The organism is Micromonospora salmantinae (genome assembly GCF_022230905.1).
GTDB classification, from domain to species: Bacteria; Actinomycetota; Actinomycetes; order Mycobacteriales; family Micromonosporaceae; genus Micromonospora; species Micromonospora salmantinae.
In genome coordinates this window covers 500,951-519,032 of record NZ_JAKKFG010000045.1, presented here as the reverse complement: position 1 = coordinate 519,032, position 18,082 = coordinate 500,951, and the positions used below count along the sequence as shown (strand labels likewise).

General features: G+C 68.4%; 14 protein-coding genes and 2 pseudogenes. 9 read left to right on the top strand and 7 right to left on the bottom strand.

Features of this window, described 5'->3' with window-relative positions; translation table 11 throughout:
• Position 1: 1 nt before the first annotated feature.
• The gene (locus PSH03_RS31350; protein WP_238691228.1) at positions 2 to 1,831 is read right to left on the bottom strand and encodes a glycoside hydrolase family 15 protein; all 1,830 of its coding nucleotides are present in this window, start codon (positions 1,829 to 1,831) and stop codon (positions 2 to 4) included.
• Positions 1,832 to 1,996: 165 nt separating this feature from the next.
• On the opposite strand from PSH03_RS31350, the gene PSH03_RS31345 reads away from it, so the two are divergent.
• Positions 1,997 to 2,422 (top strand): VOC family protein, encoded by a 426-nt coding sequence (locus PSH03_RS31345; RefSeq protein WP_210781040.1) that lies wholly within the window; start codon positions 1,997 to 1,999, stop codon positions 2,420 to 2,422.
• A gap of 178 nt (positions 2,423 to 2,600) precedes the next feature.
• Here the strand turns inward: PSH03_RS31345 and PSH03_RS31340 are convergent, their stop codons facing one another.
• From PSH03_RS31340 to PSH03_RS31330, 3 genes are all read right to left on the bottom strand, one after another.
• Positions 2,601 to 3,146 carry a hypothetical protein gene (locus PSH03_RS31340; protein WP_238691227.1) on the bottom strand — a complete coding sequence of 182 codons (546 nt, stop codon included), beginning with the start codon at positions 3,144 to 3,146 and terminating at the stop codon, positions 2,601 to 2,603.
• The gene (locus tag PSH03_RS33135) at positions 3,034 to 3,702 is read right to left on the bottom strand and encodes an FUSC family protein (RefSeq protein ID WP_372494935.1); all 669 of its coding nucleotides are present in this window, start codon (positions 3,700 to 3,702) and stop codon (positions 3,034 to 3,036) included. Before PSH03_RS33135 ends, PSH03_RS31340 begins: the two co-directional genes overlap by 113 nt.
• Positions 3,703 to 3,767: 65 nt before the next feature.
• Positions 3,768 to 4,064, bottom strand: coding sequence for a DUF6582 domain-containing protein (locus PSH03_RS31330; RefSeq protein WP_210781038.1), 297 nt, complete (start codon positions 4,062 to 4,064; stop codon positions 3,768 to 3,770).
• Positions 4,065 to 4,217: 153 nt separating this feature from the next.
• On the opposite strand from PSH03_RS31330, the gene PSH03_RS31325 reads away from it, so the two are divergent.
• Together PSH03_RS31325 and PSH03_RS31320 are read left to right on the top strand one after the other, a co-directional pair.
• Positions 4,218 to 4,520 carry an amphi-Trp domain-containing protein gene (locus PSH03_RS31325; protein WP_238691225.1) on the top strand — a complete coding sequence of 101 codons (303 nt, stop codon included), beginning with the start codon at positions 4,218 to 4,220 and terminating at the stop codon, positions 4,518 to 4,520.
• A 189-nt stretch (positions 4,521 to 4,709) separates the two neighbouring features.
• Entirely contained in the window at positions 4,710 to 5,900 is a 1,191-nt protein-coding gene (locus PSH03_RS31320) for a DUF1996 domain-containing protein (protein WP_210781036.1), read from the top strand.
• A gap of 44 nt (positions 5,901 to 5,944) precedes the next feature.
• Here PSH03_RS31320 and PSH03_RS31315 read toward each other — a convergent pair whose 3' ends face one another.
• Positions 5,945 to 8,617 carry an RICIN domain-containing protein gene (locus PSH03_RS31315; protein ID WP_372494934.1) on the bottom strand — a complete coding sequence of 891 codons (2,673 nt, stop codon included), beginning with the start codon at positions 8,615 to 8,617 and terminating at the stop codon, positions 5,945 to 5,947.
• A 945-nt stretch (positions 8,618 to 9,562) separates the two neighbouring features.
• On the opposite strand from PSH03_RS31315, the gene PSH03_RS31310 reads away from it, so the two are divergent.
• The 4 genes and pseudogenes from PSH03_RS31310 to PSH03_RS33210 all read left to right on the top strand — a co-directional run.
• Positions 9,563 to 10,165, top strand: a complete 603-nt coding sequence (locus PSH03_RS31310) for a DUF4956 domain-containing protein (RefSeq protein ID WP_091393400.1) — start codon at positions 9,563 to 9,565, stop codon at positions 10,163 to 10,165.
• Entirely contained in the window at positions 10,162 to 10,983 is an 822-nt protein-coding gene (locus PSH03_RS31305; protein ID WP_210781034.1) for a polyphosphate polymerase domain-containing protein, read from the top strand. Before PSH03_RS31310 ends, PSH03_RS31305 begins: the two co-directional genes overlap by 4 nt.
• Positions 10,980 to 12,620: pseudogene (locus tag PSH03_RS31300) on the top strand (CotH kinase family protein); the annotation flags it as partial. The gene PSH03_RS31305 and the pseudogene PSH03_RS31300, both read left to right, overlap by 4 nt.
• Before the next feature lie 84 nt (positions 12,621 to 12,704).
• A pseudogene (locus PSH03_RS33210) lies at positions 12,705 to 13,073 on the top strand (cellulose binding domain-containing protein); the annotation flags it as partial.
• Between the two features lie 51 nt (positions 13,074 to 13,124).
• Here the strand turns inward: PSH03_RS33210 and PSH03_RS31290 are convergent.
• Together PSH03_RS31290 and PSH03_RS31285 are read right to left on the bottom strand one after the other, a co-directional pair.
• Complete coding sequence (locus PSH03_RS31290) at positions 13,125 to 16,109, bottom strand: glycoside hydrolase family 3 protein (RefSeq protein ID WP_238691223.1); 2,985 nt, start codon at positions 16,107 to 16,109, stop codon at positions 13,125 to 13,127.
• Between the two features lie 197 nt (positions 16,110 to 16,306).
• The gene (locus tag PSH03_RS31285) at positions 16,307 to 16,777 is read right to left on the bottom strand and encodes a S26 family signal peptidase (protein WP_255751229.1); all 471 of its coding nucleotides are present in this window, start codon (positions 16,775 to 16,777) and stop codon (positions 16,307 to 16,309) included.
• Positions 16,778 to 16,938: 161 nt separating this feature from the next.
• Here PSH03_RS31285 and PSH03_RS31280 point away from each other — a divergent pair, with 161 nt between their 5' ends.
• Together PSH03_RS31280 and PSH03_RS31275 are read left to right on the top strand one after the other, a co-directional pair.
• Complete coding sequence (locus PSH03_RS31280) at positions 16,939 to 17,484, top strand: MauE/DoxX family redox-associated membrane protein (RefSeq protein ID WP_210781030.1); 546 nt, start codon at positions 16,939 to 16,941, stop codon at positions 17,482 to 17,484.
• A gap of 66 nt (positions 17,485 to 17,550) precedes the next feature.
• Complete coding sequence (locus tag PSH03_RS31275) at positions 17,551 to 18,075, top strand: TlpA disulfide reductase family protein (protein WP_238691222.1); 525 nt, start codon at positions 17,551 to 17,553, stop codon at positions 18,073 to 18,075.
• Positions 18,076 to 18,082: the final 7 nt, after the last annotated feature.

Genomic DNA, 18,082 nt, shown 5'->3' with positions numbered 1-18,082 from the left:
GTCAACCCTGCTGGTCGAGCAGGTCGTCGAGGTGGGCCGCCGTACTGATCAGCGAGAGGTGGCTGAACGCCTGCGGGAAGTTGCCGATCTGCTCACCGGTCGGCGCGATCTCCTCGGAGTAGAGGCCGAGCGGGTTGCTGTAGGTGAGCATCTTCTCGAAGGTCAACCGGGCGTCGTCGATCCGGCCGGCCAGGGCGAGCGCCTGCACGTACCAGAAGGTGCACATGTTGAAGGTGCCCTCGGTGCCGGCGAGACCGTCCGGCGAGGCCCTCGGGTCGTAGCGGTAGACCAGGCTGTCGGAGACCAGGCCGGTGTCCATCGCCCGCAGCGTCGACTCCCACATCGGGTCGGTCGGCGAGATGAAGTTCAGCCCCGGCATCGCCAGCAGCGACGCGTCCAGGATGTCGGACCCGTAGTGCTGCACGAACGCGCCACGTTCCTGGTTGAACCCGCGGGTCATCACCTGCTCGTAGATGGCGTCACGTTCGGCCGACCAGCGGGCGATGTCGCCGGGACGGCCCCGGCGACGCGCGATGCGGATGGCCCGGTCCAGCGCGACCCAGGACAACACTCGACCGTAGGTGAAGTCCTGCCGGCCGGAACGGGTCTCCCAGATGCCGTCCTCGGGCTGGTCCCAGTGCGCACAGAGCCAGTCCATCAGCCCGGCCGTCTTGCGCCACCCCTCGTACGGCGCGATCAGCCCGTTGCGGTCCGCGAGTTCCAACGAGACGAGCGCCTCGCCGTAGATGTCGAGCTGGAGTTGGCCCGCGGCGCCGTTGCCGATCCGCACCGGCGCGGAGCCGCGGTACCCCTCCAGGTAACCCAGCACCTCCTCGGGGAGGTCCGGTGAGCCGTCGATGCGGTACATGATCTGCAGGGGAAGGTTGCCGTCCCGTGCCTCACGGATGCGCGCGTCGAGCCAGAGCAGATACTTCTCGGCCTCGTCGGTGAAGCCCAGGCGCAGCAGCGCGTGCACGGAGAAGGACGCGTCCCGGATCCAGGTGTAGCGGTAGTCCCAGTTCCGCTGCCCGCCGACCTGTTCGGGCAGTCCCGCGGTGGGCGCGGCGACCAGGGCGCCGGTGGGTGCGTACGTCATCAGCTTGAGGGTCATCGCCGACCGCTCGACCACCTCCCTCCAGCGCCCCTTGTACCGGGAACCGCCCACCCACCGCCGCCAGTAGTCGCGGGTCTCGGCGAGCAGATCGCACGCCTCGTCGGTGCTGAGTGCGCGAGGCGCGTGCGGACAGGCAGTCTCCAGGACCACCCCGCCGATGTCACCGGCGTGCAGGGTGAACGACGCGGACACGCCATCGGTGTCCCGTTTGATGTCCCTCGCGTCGAACTCGCGAAGCGAGTTCTTGAAGGCGGCCAGGGTGAGGGCCATCGTCGGGCTCCGGAAGACGTCGCCCTCGGGGTGCACCTCCAGTTCGTACGGATCGCGCCCGTAGTTGAACCGTGGGTGGCAGTGGAAGCGGAACCGCATGCTCCCCCGGACCATCCGGACCAGCCGGATCAACCGGTGTCGGTCGGTGGCCTCGGCACCGGTGACCGGCATGAAGTCCAACAGCTCACCGACACCGTCGGCGCTGTGGAAGCGGGTGATCAGGATCGGCGTACCGGGCAGGTAGAGCTGCTTGCTCGTGTAGTCGACGCCGTCGGGCGAGAGCTGGAAGTGGCCGCCGTTGCGGCGGTCCAGCAGCGCGCCGAAGACGCTCGGCGAGTCGAAGCGGGGCGCGCAGAACCAGTCGACCGTACCGTCCGTGCTGATCAGTGCCGCGGTCTGTAGATCACCGATCAGACCGTGGTCCTCGACTGCCGGGTAGCTGTCCACGCTGTCCCCCGCCACTCGTACTGGCAATGGCGGCGACTACCCGGGTGCAGGGGAAAAATGCGGCCCGTGGCTCGACACCGTCGAGACGCGCGGCCGATTGCGGAAGCTAACCTTCCGCAATCGTCGATAGCGTCAACACCGACGACATCGACGAGAGGACACCTGATGAGCCTGCGAGGATTCGCCACCCTGAACATCTGGGCGGACGACGTGACGGCAGCCACCGCCTGGTACGCGGACTTCCTCGGCATCGAGGCGTACTTCATGCGCCCCGGCCCCGACGGACGCCCGGCCTACACCGAGTTCCGCATCGGGGACTACCAGGCCGAGCTGGGCATCATCGACAGTAGGTACGCACCGGCCGGCGCGGCGACCGGGCCCGGCGGCGTGGTCATGCACTGGTGCGTCGACGACCTCGACGCGACAGTCGAGCGGCTGCTGGCGTTGGGTGCCACGGAGTACCAGCCGATCACTCCGCACGGGGACGAGGGGTTCATCACCGCGGCGGTGGTCGACCCGTTCGGCAACGTGTTGGGGGTCATGAAGAACCCGCACTACCTCGACGTCCTCGCGTCGCTGAAGGCGACCTGAGGTGGGCGCGCCCGACGTTCCCGACGGGCGGCTCAGCGACAGTGGCGGAGGTGCTGCGCGGTTCAGTCCCACTCGTCCCGACCCGACGTCTGCCGCACCAGCGCTGCCGCCTCGTCGGTGTCCAACCCACTGGCGATGAGCAGGTCCTGGGCGGCCATGCGGAACTCAGCCGCGGCGATCATCCCGGAGTAGCCCAACCGGTGGGAGTGTGGACGGGTGGGATCCGGCGCGGCCTCCCCCTGCGCCTCTCCGACCAGCTCGAGAGGGTCAGGATCTGCCGGCGCGCCTCCTGCGGATCCGCCCGCTCAGGAGTGGTGGTACGTCTCAGCGTATGCATGCTGGTGGCCAGCAGCTCGATGGCGGCCGCGAACTCCTCCGGTATCGGCTCATCCTCCCGGAGAGCCTTGGTGAGTCTCCGCGCGACGGCCCGACAACCGTAGAGGCTGCGCTCGAGATGTCGGACGGCCTGGGTGTAGCGGACCAGGGACCTGCGTTGGTGCCACCGTAGCGGCGCCAGTCGCACCACCTCCTGGGCTGCCCCCAGCCCCTCGTCCAGCGCGGTCACCCGCGATCCGAGGATCCGCAGGCCGGTCAGACTCTGCTCGGTGCCGTCAAGGTCCCGACGGCGCAGCGCCGCGCCCAGGTTGTGCAGGGCGGCGATGGCCGGGTCGAGAACCGGTTCGGCCAGCCGCTGCACCGTCCGCTGCGGGTGGATGGGCACCACCAGCAGACCGACCGCCAACCCGACCAAGTCCGCCGACCGCGGCATCGACGAAGCGAGGAACGGACAGGTCACGCACTGGCGGTTCCAGGGTGGCGATGAGCACCGCTGTGCCACCGGCCTGGGTGAGCAGGGAGCCACCGCCCTTGAGCAGGATGGCGACGATGATCGCCAGTACGACGACCAGGCCGGTCTGCCAGGCCCCGATGCCGAACAGTGGCATGAGCGCGTCACCGACGGCGAGCCCGAGAACGACCCCGACCAGCAGCTCGATGGTGCGCCGCAGGCGTGTGCCCATCGCGGCGGCCACGATGCCGACAGCTGTGGTGGGCGCGAGGACCGGGGTGGGATTGTCCAGGACCTGGGCTCCCACGAACCAGGCGATCGTCGCCGCGACGCCGGCCTGCACGGCGAGCAGCCCGAAGAGGCGGAACCGCCAGGCGCGGGAGCGCAACCCGTGCCGCACCCGCTCGGGCAGGCCGGCCCAGGTTCGGTCGGCCCCTGACACCCCGCGCGAGGGCGGGTCGTTGTCGGCTGCCGGCTCCTGTTTGGCGGGCATCTGCGCCGCTTACCCAGCGGAGGCGAACCTATCCGGTGAACGAGACGAACCGTGCGGGTGCCCCGTCAGTGGGCGGGGTTCGGCGTGTGCGGAAGTTTGCCGAGTTGGCGCCAGTTCGTCTCGGCGACGTCGACACCGTAGTGCTTGGCGGCGGCGAGGATGTTCTGAAAGGCCAGGTCGCGGTCCTTGTCGGTGACGCCCTGCACCTGATCGAACCGGGCGACGGCATTGCGGACGTGGCTCGCATCGGTCATCGGTTCCTTGCGTTTGCCGGGGAACGCGAAGACGGTCTCCGGCAGCTCGCGCTTGTCCTTGTCCGACAGGCCGCCGTGCTTCTCGTGGGGCTTCCAGGTTGATGTCATCGCCCAGCATTACCCGTGCACCGTCCGGCAGCACCTCCGAAGCCGACATTTTCCGGACCACCACCACCGGCAAGATCCATATCATGCCGACCCGGCCGGGCGAGGCCGAAGCCCCGCACACCTCGTCCTTTGTGGAGTGCGAGCATGGCCGGCATGGATATCTATGAGGACTCCCGTACGGTTTCACGCTCCGACCTGGCTGCCTGGCTGCGCCAACTGGCGAACCAGCTGGAGTCTGACGGGCGGCTCTTCTATGGCGCGGCGGGTGCGGTGACGGTCGCGGACACGGTGCGGTGCGAGCTGGAGATCGAGCGGGAGAGCGAGACGGAGGTGTCCGTCGAGATCGAGTTCTCCTGGACCGAGCCCGCGCGCGTCACGGTGGCGGACGAGGAGGAGCCCTCGAAGGACGACGAGGCCGACGAGCCGACCGACACCACGCCGCCGGCCGCCTCCTAGCGACGTCGTCGACCCGAGATCGAGCGTGGGCACCGTCCGTCGGATCCGGCGGACGGTACTCACGGACGCGGCCAGCCCGCGTACTTTAAGGAAGGTTTAAAGACCTTCCGAGCGCGGGCCGTAAGCGCCTACCATTCGGCCGCCGTGGCCGTTCGGGTCATCCTGGCGTCTACTCGTTGGGAGTGACCCGTGTCGTACGAGAGCCCGCCGCCGCCCCGTCATCGCGTTCCGGGCTGGCTCGGCCGCAACAGGCTCGGCGTGGCCGTCGGCGCGGCGGCCGTACTCGTCATCACGGCCGGGGGCGTGTACCTGGGCAACGGCGCGGCGCAGCCCGAGGCGTCGAACGCGGCCAACGCCCTCGAATACCCGTCATCACCGGCCGGGCAGCCGGCGGCGCCCGGCGTGGCGGTGTCGATCTCCGCGACGCCGTCGGCCGCCACTACCCCGTCGGCCGGCGCGACACCGTCGACCGCTGCCGCGCCGAAGGTCCCGGCAACCGGCTGGATTCCGGTCGACCGGGCGACCTGGAAGGCGCAGGCCGACGCGTACCGGGCGTTGAAGACCGACCCCGTCCCGTCCGGAGTGGGTAACCTCCCGGAGTTCCGGGCGGACTGCCAGTACAGCCACCGGCTACCGGACGACCCGATCGTCGCCCCCGGCCTACCGGGCGCGTCACACATGCACTCGTTCGTCGGCAACAAGGCCGTCGACGCGAACACCGTCGCCGGCGACCTGACGAAGTTCACTGCCACCTCCTGCAAGCCCGTCCAGGACCACTCCGCCTACTGGGTGCCCACGCTCTACGACAACGCGACGGGAAAGCCGGTCGAGACCACCGGGTTCCGGGTCTACTACCGCTCGCTCGCCAAGAACTCGACAGGCCAGATGCCGATGCCCAACGGCCTGCGCATGATCTCCGGCGACGCCAGGAAGAAGAAGCCGACCCCGCGCGGCGCGACCGGCCAGTTCTACTGCGCCTTCTACGGTCCCGGTGACCTCGACGGCATCGCCCGCAGCACCAACGGCAACTGGCCCATCTGCGGGGGCGACGCGACGCTGCACTTCATGATGCAGTTCCCCGACTGCTGGGACGGCAAGCACCTGGACAGCCCCAACCACAAGGACCACGTGGCGTACGGCAGCGGCAACTCCTGCCCGACCAGTCACCCGGTCCGGATCCCGGCGATCACCTTCGACATCCAGTACCCGGCCAAGGGCACCCCGGCCGGCTACTACCTGTCCTCGGACAAGGAGGGCAAGAGCGCCTCGTCGATGCACGGCGACGCGTTCGTGATGTGGGACGTCGACACCATGAACAAGCGCACGAAGAACTGCGTGCAGGGACGCCGGACCTGCGACAACTACGGCTACCAGAAGTAGCCGGGGCCAGGCCCGTGTCGGCCTGGCCCCGGGGTCTGATCGGGTCAGCTACGCAGCGTCCACCGCTGGTTCGTGCCGCCGTTGCAGGACCAGAGGATGAGCTTGGTGCCGTTGGCAGTGGCGGCGCCGTTGGCGTCGAGGCAGAGCCCCGACTGGGCGTTCGTCACGGTGCCGTTGCTGTTGACGTTCCACTGCTGGTTGAGCCCGCCATGGCAGTCCCAGATGATGACCGCAGTGCCGTTCGCAGTGCCCGCCCCGGAGGCGTCCAGGCACTTGTTGCCGTACACGGTCAGCTGCTTGCTGGCGGTCTGGGTCCACCGCTGGTTGGTGCCCGTGGAGCAGTCCCAGAGTTGGGTCTGAGTGCCGTTGGTGGTCGAGGAGTTGGGCACCTCGACACAGCGGCCGGACTGGCCACCCACGAGTTGTCCGCTCCCCGTACTGCCGCCGCCCTGCTGCTGCCGGACGATCGCTGTCGACTCGGCCGACCGGTTGCCCTGTGCGTCGACGACGTACAGCCGGTACTCGCCCTGAGTAGCCGGCACGGCGATGGACGTGGCAGTGCCGGCGGCCCTGGTCATCGTCGGCCCGGCGGTGAAGGTGGTCGTGCCGGACGGCGCCAACCAGACCGACCTGGTGGCGTCGCCGATGCTCCGGATCGGGATCGTCGCGGTGGCACTGGTGACGAAGGTGCTGGCCGGCAGCACATAGTTCGGTGCGGAGAAATTGCTCGCCGGAATGATGTCCCGGTACGCGTCCTCAAGGCCGGAGTTCGCGGCGATGCCGTACGCCGCCGCGGGCCAGACATAGTCGGAGGAGACGAGGATGTCGGCGACCGTGCTGTTCGGCAGATTCTTGTTCGAGACCTTGTTGATCGGGCCGTAGATCTGCGTGATGCTCAGATCGTGCTTCCGCCCGAAGTCGTCCGAGTTGATCATCCAGGTGACGTTCTTGTCGATACTCAGGACATTGTCGCGGAACGTGATGAAGGCCGATCCCTCGTCCGGGTGCAGTCCGTACTTGTGGCCCGACGGCACGCCCTGGAGGTAGTTGTTGGTGATGGTGGTCCCGGGCTGGCTCCCGAGTGTGTAGATGGGGGCCGTGTCGCTGAGGCGCTGCACCGTGTCGATGATGTGGTTGTAGCTGATGGTGTTGTTTCTCGCCGTGGTGGTCGGCCGGTTCGGCACGATCGAGCCCGACGATCCGTCGAAGTTCCACCAGCCCCAGCCGAGCGTGATGCCCGACCACGGGGTCTTCTCGATCCGGTTGCGCTGGATGGTGAGGGTGTCGGCGAAGTACGCGGAGATGGGGCTGTGCCCGTTGAACAGGACCGCGCTGTCGTAGAGGTAGTTGTTCTTGATGTCGATGTTCTTCGGTAGCCCCTCGACCGACGCGGAGTACTTCTCGCGGTTGGTCGACGTGCCGTCCCCGATGTAGACGTGCTGCGGATGGCCCACGAGGATCGCGGACCCGGCGATGTCGTTGGTGTGGTTGCCGATCAACTGTGTGCCCTGCACGTCGTTGACCATGCTGATCCCGTCGGCACCGGTGTGTTGGATCCGGTTACGTTGCAGGAGGATCCCGTCGGCGTTCTGCACCTGGACGATGCCGGGAACCACGTCCACGTTGCGGTAGTGGTAGACGTGGAAGTTGCCCTTGGCGTACACGTTCGCGCTCAGATTGCCCTGCTGCGCCTGCTTGAAGGACGAGCCGGCGACGTTGACCAGGTTCCAGTCGGAGTGCTGCACCGTCAGGCCGGAGAACGTGATGTTGCGCGCGTGGCTGCTCGTCGAGGTGCCGGCCACCCGCAGCACTGTGGAGACGTTGTTCGGCGCGTAGACCGTCGCGGTCGACATGTTCTCGGCGCTGGCCTTGTAGTAATAGAGCGTCCGACTGCCCTTGTCGAAGTAGAACTCACCGGGGGCGTCCAGGAACTCGTAGGCGTTCATGAGCTTGTGCGTGCCACCCACCTGGGCGTTGCCGTTGAACGCGCCCTGCGCGATGGCCGCGCCCGGTTGCTGGAAGAGCGCTACCCGGTTGGCGCCGTCGGAACTCGTGGTCACCTGGCGGACGCCAACGATGGCAGTGGTCCAGGTCGTTCCGGTCTCGATCTCGATGTCGTCCTGGTTGCGGGCGACGGCAGGGAAATCGTTCAGGCTGTATTTCGCGCCGTCACACTGCGACCCCGACTCCCAGGCCCACGCGGCCTGGTTGGCCGTGATGTTGTACGTGCCGTAACAGCCCGCCGAGCCGATCGTCTTCGACGCCATGTACGCGCGCTTGTCGTTGACGTAGAGCGCCCGCAGTTTGTTGGCGCGGTCCAGTGGCGCCTTCCAGATATTGCCGCTGTGCTGGGACCATCCGGTCACCGGGACGCCGCCGTCGAGGACCGGTGTCTCGCCGGGATAGGCGGCGTAGGCGACCCGGAACCCGTTGTTTCCGGAGTCGCTGGCACCGAACTCGACGGTGCTGGTGACCGGGTATCTCCCGCCGCGGAGATACACGTTGATGTCACCACTCATGGTCGAATTTATCGTACGAACCACGTCCCGCGCGCGTTCAACCGTCTTGAACGGCGATTGAATCGTCCCCGGGTTGGCGTCGTTACCGTCCGGGGCGACATAGTAGGTCGCCTGTACTGCGGCCGAGGCCGGTAGTTGGTTTGTCAACACTGCCGGCAGTGTGGCGGCGACAAGCGCCGCCACCGCCAACACTGACATTCGCGCGGTGGATATGGCTGACTTCACGTCTGTTCCTCTCACTGGTCGTCGATGTGGTGCCCAAAGTGCGTATCGAGCGACGAGTACGGAACAGCGACGCCACTAAGGGCCGGCGGGGACTTCCGTCGCCCCGACCGCACTCTTTGTTAACCGCCCCGAAATTCTTACTGGGAGCGTAGGTCACACGTCTGACCAATGCAACCGGCAATTGGAGGGCGTCTATGCCGAAATGCCCTCGGATCGGGCAGATCAACCATGCCGGCTGCGGACCCCCGCATACGTCGTCCGACGAATCCGCAGCGACGACGCCGCGGGGCTCGTCGTGCAGGCCCGCGACCACTCGCACACCCCTCGGCGATCGGCAACCGGGCGGTGGCATGGGGCTAGCCCGCAGTGCCGGGGCGCTGAACTTCGCGAGCAATCAGGGCGACCCAGCGGGTGCCGGGCCAGGGAGTGCCGGTGGCCCGACCCTCCTTTGGAGCTGAATCGCCTACGACATCACCGACAGCCGACCCCCTTGCCTGATTCGTTTGCGGCATCAGCTCCATAGGCGCCGCAGATGCTGAGCCCACCCATCCGGGCGGGTCCCGAGAGGGCTCAGCGACCCCGGGCCGGACCAACGATCAACCCGCGACCAGGACCCGATCATCGAGAGGCTTCGGGGTCCGAAAGACTCCGAAAGTTTCGGCGGATTCACCAGCCGAGGCAGCGTCCCGGGCATGCCCACGTCAGGCACCCAGAACCCTCGCCAGCCGGCCCTGCGACCCGGATGGGAGCACGGATCACACATTGACTTCCATTGATGTTCTGCTTACAGTCACCAACGAAATACCGAAAGTTTACCGAAAAGTAGCCCGGAGGTCCGGCCACCTTCCGCAGGTCGCCACGCAGCGACGGCGGCCTGGCGTCGGTCCGCTCCGGCGTGAACCAGGAGGAACCCCAGCGATGTCGCAGCTCGTCCTGTTCGCGATCGACATCTGCGCGGTGGCGCTGCTCGTCTTCGGGCTCTACTTCCCCCGGCACCGCCGGCGCGACCTGGTCGTCGCCTACCTGGGGGTCAACGTCGGCGTCCTCGCGGTGGCGAGCGCGCTGAGCGCCAGCGACGTCGGCGCCGGGCTCGGGCTGGGGCTGGCGCTGTTCGGAGTACTCTCCATCATCCGACTCCGGTCGACGGAGCTCGACCAGCACGAGGTCGCGTACTACTTCTCCGCTCTCGCGCTGGGCATTCTCGGCGCACTCAGCACCACCTCGGTCTGGCTCAGCGGCGGCCTGATGGCACTCATCGTCGCGGTGATGTTCGTCGGCGATCACCGACGCCTGCTCCGGCACTACCGGCACCAGATCATGGTGCTCGACTCCGCCGTCACCGATCACGTCGCTCTCGTCGCCCAACTGGAGCAGCTGCTCAACGCCCGGGTGCACAACGCCATCGTCCAGCGGCTCGACATGGTCAACGAGACCACAGTGGTCGACGTCCGATACTCGGTCGCCCGGCGCAGCGCGGCGGCCGGCACCAGCAAGTCGGTACGGGCCGGGGCGCTCCGATGAGCACGGCACCGCTGGCGACGTTGACGCCGATCGCACTCGCCGAGGTCATCGACCGGGCGGCGCTGCAGTGCAGGGTTGACCGCAAGTACGTCATCACGGTGGACGCGTTGCCGCACCTGCTGGACCAGCTCACCCCGTACGCCCGGGTGCTGGACATCGACGGTGAGCGCAGCTTCCGATACGAGTCGGTGTACTTCGACACGCCCTGCCTGGCCAGCTACCACTGCGCCGCATACCGGCGGCGCAGGCGCTTCAAGGTACGGACCCGGACCTACCTCGACTCCGCCCAGTGCTGGCTGGAAGTGAAGATCAGCGGAGCACGCGGACGGGTCACCAAACACCGACTGCCGTATCTGGCCGAGGAGCGCCGCACCGTCCGGTCCGGGCGCGGGTTCGTCGACGATGTGCTCGACCGGGAGTCGATTCTGTCCAATCTCACCGGCAGTCCGCTCGAGCCGGTACTGGTCACCAGCTACCGTCGCTCCACTCTGCTGCTGCCGGCGACGGCGAGCCGGGTCACCATCGACACCGGGCTCACCTGGCAGGACGGTGACCGCGCACTGCGGCTGCCCGGCATCGCCGTGGTCGAGACCAAGACCAGCTCGGCCCCTTCGCTGGTCGACCGCGCGCTGTGGCAGCGCGGGACCCGGCCCGTACGTATCTCGAAGTACGCCACCGGTCTCGCGGCTCTCCGCCTGGACCTTCCAGATGTGCCGTGGCGACGGACGCTACGCCGCCATTTCCGCGCCGACCCGTCCTCGGCGCTCCTGGAGTTGACAGTCCCCACCCGATCAGAACAGGAGGCATCGTGCGCATGACCACCCGAAACACCGGTCTTCCGGTGGCGGCCCTTCGTGCCACCGGGATCGCCGCCACCGCCGTGTTCGTCGCAGGCCTCCTCGTGGTGTCCTCGCCACCGGCCGGTGCCGAACCCGTCGCCGCCGTCCAGGCCGCGCAACCGGTCACCGAACTCCTCGCCGGCAACCAGGCCGCCGCCGCCGCACCGGCCGCCGCGGACGACGACCTGGTCGGCGACATCACCTTCTCGGTGCCCAGCGGCACCTTCCAGGGGGAGGTGGCGGTGACGCTGAGCAGCGCGGTCAGCGGCGCTCAGATCCGCTACACCACCAACGGGCAGCCGCCCACCGCCCAGTCGTCGCTCTATTCGGGCTCGGCGCTGCGCTTCACCCGCACCACCCAGTTACGGGCACAGGCGTTCGTCGGCCAGACACCGACGGGTGCGCCCGGCACCGCCATGTACGCCGCCCAGAACGTCACCACCGCCCACGACCTGCCGGTGGTACTCATCGACTCGTACGGTGCCGGCCGGCCCGACCGGGAGTACTTCGACGCCACCACCATGATCTTCGAACCGGCGGGCGGCGGCACCACATCGTTGGCGGCCGCCCCGACGCTCAGCACCCGGGCGGGATTCCGGCTGCGCGGCAACTCGTCGGCGACGTTCGAGAAGACGCCGTTCCGCGTCGAGTTCTGGGACAACGAGAACGACGACGCCGACCACCCGGTGCTGGGCATGCCCGCCGACTCCGACTGGGTGTTGCGCGGCCCGTTCCCCGACAAGGCGTTGATCCGTGAGGCGCTCGTCTACGACCTCGGGCGCGAGATGGGGCTGCCCGCCCCGCGCTACGCGTTCGCCGAGTTCTACCTCAACACGGACGCGGCACCGGTGGGTGCCAGCGACTACATGGGCGTCTACATGTTCATGGAGACGATCAAGAACTCCAAGGACCGCCTCGACCTCAAGCAGTTGGACTCCGACGACGTGACCCTGCCGAAGATCCAGGGCGGGTACATCTGGAAATTCGAGTGGATGGCGGCCGAGGAGCCGACGTTGCCGTGCACCGGGCCGGCGGCCACCTGCTGGAACTACCTTGAGGTCGCCGACCCGTCGCCCCTGCAACCGCAGCAACGGGACTGGCTGCGCGGTCACCTCCAGGAGTTCAACGACGTGCTGCACTCGTCGAACTTCGCTGACCCGACCACCGGATACCGCAAGTACATCGACGTCGACTCCTTCGTCAACCTCATGATCGTCAACGAGCTGAGTCGGGAGATGGACGCCTACGTCCGCAGCTCGCACTTCTACAAGGACCGGGACAGCAAGATCTTCGCGGGTCCGCTGTGGGACTTCGACCTCAGCTTCGGTGTCGGTGGATTCTTCGCCAACGACCAGGTGTCGGGCTGGCAGCACCAGCAGACCCGGCAGCCGTCGGCCAACGACTGGTTCGCCCAGTTGCTACGCGACCCCGCGTTCGTCAACCAGGCCCGATCGCGCTGGCAGACGCTGCGACGGGGTCTGCTCTCCGACGCCGCGCTCCAGACCCGGATCAATGCTCTCGCGACCCCGCTGACCAACGCGGCCCAGCGCAACTTCCAACGCTGGCCCAACCTGACGGCACCGACGGTCAGCTTCTTCCGCACCCCGACCTCGCCCACCTGGCAGGGGCAGGTCCAGGTGATGCGGGACTGGATGCTGCGCCGGGCCGCCTGGCTGGACTCCACCGCCGGCTGGGGGGGTCCCGTCACCACACCGCCGCCCACCACGCCACCGCCCACCACGCCACCGCCCACCACGCCACCGCCGTCGGCCGGCTGCACCGCGACGTACGCGGTGACCAGCCAGTGGACCGGAGGCTTCCAGGGCGAGGTACGGGTCACCGCGGGAACCTCGGCGATCAGCAACTGGACAGTGACGTGGACCTTCGCCGGTGGCCAGAGCGTCGCCCAGGCCTGGAACGCGACAGTCACGAGCCAGGGGTCGGCGGTCACCGCCCGTAACGTCGCCTACAACGGGGCACTCGGCGCCGGCGCGAGCACCGCGTTCGGGTTCCTCGGCTCGTCCACCGGCACTCCCAGTACACCGACGCTGACCTGCACGGCGAGCTGACCAACAACCGGCCCGGGCCGGGTCGACGATCGACCCGGCCCGGGCTTCCGGTCAGCTGACCGAGAATTCCGCCAACCGCAGCGGGGAGTCGAACACCAGGTACACGTCGTGGGTGCCGACGGCCCGGGCCAACTCGGTGCTGGTGCTGACGTACCGGTAGTCGTCGCCGGTGCTGGGCACTGTGGCGGTGCCGAGCAGCCGGCCGGTGGGCGACCCCAACCGGATCTGGACCGTGCCGACGCCCGCACCGGCCTTGGCGACAGTCGCGGTGAAGGTGCGCGCGCCGGCTCGCAGCGCGGAACCGTCGAAGGAGATCCACTGACCGGGCGCGGTGGCACCGACCGCCGTACCGCTGGGCTTCGACTCGTCGACGAGCCGGACCCCCGCGTACCTGTCGAAGTTCTCCGCCCTGGTCGGACGGGACAGGTCACGGGCCGGGATCGTCTCGCCGCGGACCCGGACCGCGGCGCGGGCCCGGATGTCCTCGGCGGACGCCCCGACCATCAGGTCGTGGACGGACGACTCGACCACCCACCGGCTGCGGGTGACGTCCCAGTGCGCCAGGTCCGCGGCGGGCAGGCGCAGGGTCACCGTACGGGTCTGCCCAGGCGCGAGCTTCACCTGCTCAAATGCCTTGAGCTGGCGGATCGGAGTGGTGTCCCGCGAGGTGCGCTGGTGGGTGTAGAGCTGAACGACCTCGGTCCCGGTCCGGCTGCCGACGTTCGTCACGTCGACGCTGGCCGTGATGGTGCCGTCGGCCGCCACCGACTGCGCACCGGTACGCAGTTGGCCGTACCGGAAGCGGGTGTACGACAGCCCGTGGCCGAACGGGTAGAGCGGCTTCGCGCGGCTGTACAGGTAGGTCTGCCCGGACGAGATGATGTCGTACTCCAGCAGGTCCGGCGGTAGTTGCGAGTCCGAGCGGTACCAGGTCTGGGTGAGCCGGCCGGACGGGTTGCGATCGCCGAAGAGGACGTCGGCGACCGCGTGACCGGTCTCCGCGCCCGCGTGGGTGGTCCAGACGATTGCCGGTACGTGCTCCTGCTCCCACCGGATGGTGACCGGGTAGCTGGTCTGGAGCACGAGGACGGTCCGTGGGTTGGCCCTGGCCACTGCCTTGACCAGCGCCTCCTGGCCGGCGCTCAGCGCGGTGGAGGTCCGGTCGTGCGCCTCGCGGCCGTTGATGAACGGGTTGCTGCCGACCACAAGCACGGCGGTGTCGGCCGCCTTCGCTGCCGCCACCGCCCGGTCGATTCCGCTGCTGATCACCTCGCGACTGAAGTGGGTCGCGGCGGCCGGGGTCGATGCGCCGAGCTTGAGGGCGCCGTCGTCACCGATGGTCACGTACGTGTCGGCGCCGAACCAGCTCTCCTTGGTCTCGTAGCCGACGTAGCGCAGCACCACTGTCCCGTCGGCCTGCGGCTCCAGCTTGAACTGCTGCTGGACGTACCAGCCGTTCGGCTGTTCGTCGCGGGTGAGGAACGGCCCCCAGTTGTAGCCGAGGTAGCGGCCGTTGGCGGCGTTGCGCAGCGTCACCACGTCCTGCCCCCAGTCGACAACGTCGAACTGGGCGTCGAGCGAGGCGGTGGCACCGGTAGCGGTGACCGGGTTGGCGTCGGTGGTGCCGGTGGCAGTGACGTACCGGCCGGTCGACACGTCCTTCAGCGCGATCCGGTCCGCCCCGTCGAGCCCGCTCACACTGGCCGAGCTGCCCAGCCGTTCGCGGATGCCGCCGAGCGCCGTGACCTGGTACGGCAGGTCGCCGCCGTACCAGTCCGAGTAGAGGGTGTCGGCCAGCGGGCCGAGCACCGCCACCTTACGGGTCCGGGCCGGGTCCAGCGGTAGCGCCTGCCGCTCGTTCTTCAGCAGCACCATCGCCTCCCCGGCGGCCTGCCGAGCGAGTCGCTGGTGTTCGGGGCTGTTGATGACGTCCGGGGTGATGCCGCCGTACCGGCCGCCGCCCGGGTCGAACTCACCCAACCGGAACCGGACGTTCAGGATCTCGCGGATCCGGGCGTCGATGTCCCCCTCGGTGAGCAGGCCGGTCGCCAGCGCCTCCTTGATGGCGGTGATGGTCGGCTGCGCGTTCGTGTCGTCGGTGATGAAGCTGTTCAGGCCGGCCTTGATGATCGCGGCGTTTCCCTCGGCCTGGGTGGCGTAGTACCCCTGGGAGGCGACGAGGTTGTTCGGCGCCCAGGCGTCGGTGACGTTCATCAGCGGCTGGTCGGTCCAGTCGCGGACCACGGTGGCCAGATCCGGGTCCACAGTGGCGGGACGGCCGTTGACCAGGTTGTACGCGGCCATCATTCCGGTCGCCGCGTCGGCGGCGATGGCCGGCTTGAAGGCGGCACGGTCGTACTCGTTGAGCACCCGGGGCGGCACGTTCGACGAGGTCACGTCGCGCCGGACCTCGTTGTTGTAGGCCAGGTAGTGCTTGAGGGTCGGTGCGCTCTTCAGGTGGTTCGGGTCCCCGCCGGTCATTCCCGACCCGTACGCGGTGGAGATCGCGGCGGTGAGCAGCGGGTCCTCGGAGTAGCCCTCCTCGTTGCGGCCCCACCGGGGGTCGCGCAGCAGGTTGACCACCGGCGCCCAGAGGTTGAGCCCCCAGACCCGGGGATTCTGCGCGTGGTAGCCGCGCGCCTCGTCGCCGACGGCCGAACCGACCTGCCGGATCAGGTCCGTGTTCCAGGTGCTCGCCATGCCCACCGGCTGGGGGAAGACGGTGCCACGAGCCTTGACCACCGCGCCGTTGTTGTCGATGTCGGTGGACCAGGCCACCCCGTGCAGCGCCTCGGTGCCGGCCTTGAACAGGCCGATGCCCAGCCGGGGAATGGCCGGCTGGTACTGGTGCAACCAGGAGATCTTCTCGTCCTGGGTGAGGCGGCCGAGTAGGTCGTCGACCCGGGCGTTCACGGGCAGGTGGGGATCTCGGAACGGGTAGGTTGGCTCGGCGAGCGCGGTGCCGGGGACGGCCGGTAGGGCTAGCAGGGCGAGCGCGAGCGCGGTGATTCCGCGCCGAAGGCGCCAGTTCCGCATGCGTTTCTCCTCATGTCGTACGACAGACGCCCAGCGGGGCGCCGAGACCGGCGTGACCAGGCTCGACACCCGGCTGACGGGCCTGAACGACGAATCGTCGAAGCGCTTCGACGACCCGGCCGCGTCACCACGGCCATGATTGTTGTGATCCGCGCAACTATAGATGCGCGCCAATGACCGGGCAATAGTCGCCTGCCCTACCGGCCGGTAGACCCCAGCCGCTTGACCAGAACGCCCTCGATGTCTTTCAGCGGCACGAATCCCCACCGACGCGAGTCAACGCTGCCCGGATGCTCGCCGAGCAGCACCGCCATGCCGGCCGGCACCTGCCGCACCTCGGCACCGACGGCCGGGGCGACCACGTCCGGGACGGCGTCGCCCGGCAGCGCCACGAGGCGTTTGACCAGCCAGCCGGACGCGGGAGAGCCCGCGACGACACCCCGGGGACCACCCTCCTGATGGCGCGCGACGACGATGCCGCCGGCCCGGAGTCGGCGCGTTCGGCGCACCACGAGGCGGTCGCCGTGCGCCAGGGTGGGGGCCATGCTGTCACCCATCACATCGACTATCATCAGTCGCTGACGTGCCAGGGCAACGCCGACGACGGGTGCCGCAAGCGCGGCAAACCCACCCAGGACGGTGAGCAGGAATTGTGACTCGTCGGTCATAAGACCCCCTTCGAGGGGTATTACTCTCATCTTTCCGTCGGCAAATCAACCCGTTGACAGCATCGAAGCACGCCGATAATCTCGGGTTTCCCAGCCGGGGTTCTTGAGGTCTGTGCGACTCGCACCTCGGCACATGGGCACCACGGGGAATGGGGGACTATGTGGGTGTCGCTGTTGTCGCGTCCATTTTGACGCTGGCCGGCGTTCTTGCGATATCTGTCATCGGAAAAGTGCGTAGTCGAATGAGTTATCGCGCGTTCGCCGACGCCATTGCCCAACTGCGGGTCGCCCCCGTGCGCTGGTCCCGCCCGGTGGCGGTGGCATCGATCGGGTCCGAGGTAGCCGTACTGGCGCTCGTCCTGTGGCCCAAGGGCACTGTCATCGGCCTGACCGCGGCCGTGCTGCTCTTCGGCGCGTTCACCGTCGTGCTCGCGCGGGCCGTCCGACAAGGGTCCACGGCGGGGTGCCACTGTTTCGGCCCGACGGACACGCCCGTTGCGTGGCGGCACGTCGCTCGCAGTGGTTTCCTCGCCAGCACGGCCGCCGGCGCCCTTCTTGGCGCGATCACCCTGCCCGCCATATCGCTCAGAAGTCTAGAGCCGCCGCACCTCATATTGGCTCTTTCCCTAGCGGGATTCATCGTCACGACGCTGGTCAGGCTTGACGACCTCACCTGGCTCCTTCGTGGAGCGTCTCACGCGCGCTGAATCTCTCCAATCGATCGCGCACTTCTCGTGCGCTGCGCTTCGACGCCCCGATCCAAGGAGCCCACAGTGCTATTTCTGTCCACCGCCGTCGGCATACTCGCGGCGCTCGTTCTCGTCGATCTCGCGCTGAGCGCCGCGGTCATCAGGCGGCTACGCGAGACGGAGGCGAAACTCATCGAGATGAACTCGCCGCCCGCCTCGGGGCTGCCGGTCGGCGCCACCCTGCCGGAGTTCGTGTCACCGGACGGCCAGGTCTCCAGCGCCGACCTCGCGGGCAGCCCGACCCTCGTCGGGTTCTTCTCCGCCGGATGCCGACACTGCCCCACGCAGGCGGAGAGGTTGGCCGACCGGGCCGAGGAGTTCGGCGGCACGGGCGTACGGGTGGTCAGCTTCCTCACGGTGGGTGAGGGCATGACCGACGAGCTTGGCCCGACGCTGCGGAAGGCCGGCCTCCTCGTCATTGACGACAGCCCGAGCGCGGTGATGGCCGCCTTCCAGGTGCAGGGCACTCCATCGTTTGTGCTCTTCGGCGCGGACGGACGACTGGCGGCACGCGGGCATGACCTGAGCGAGGTATTGGGCAGCCGATGAGGCGGTC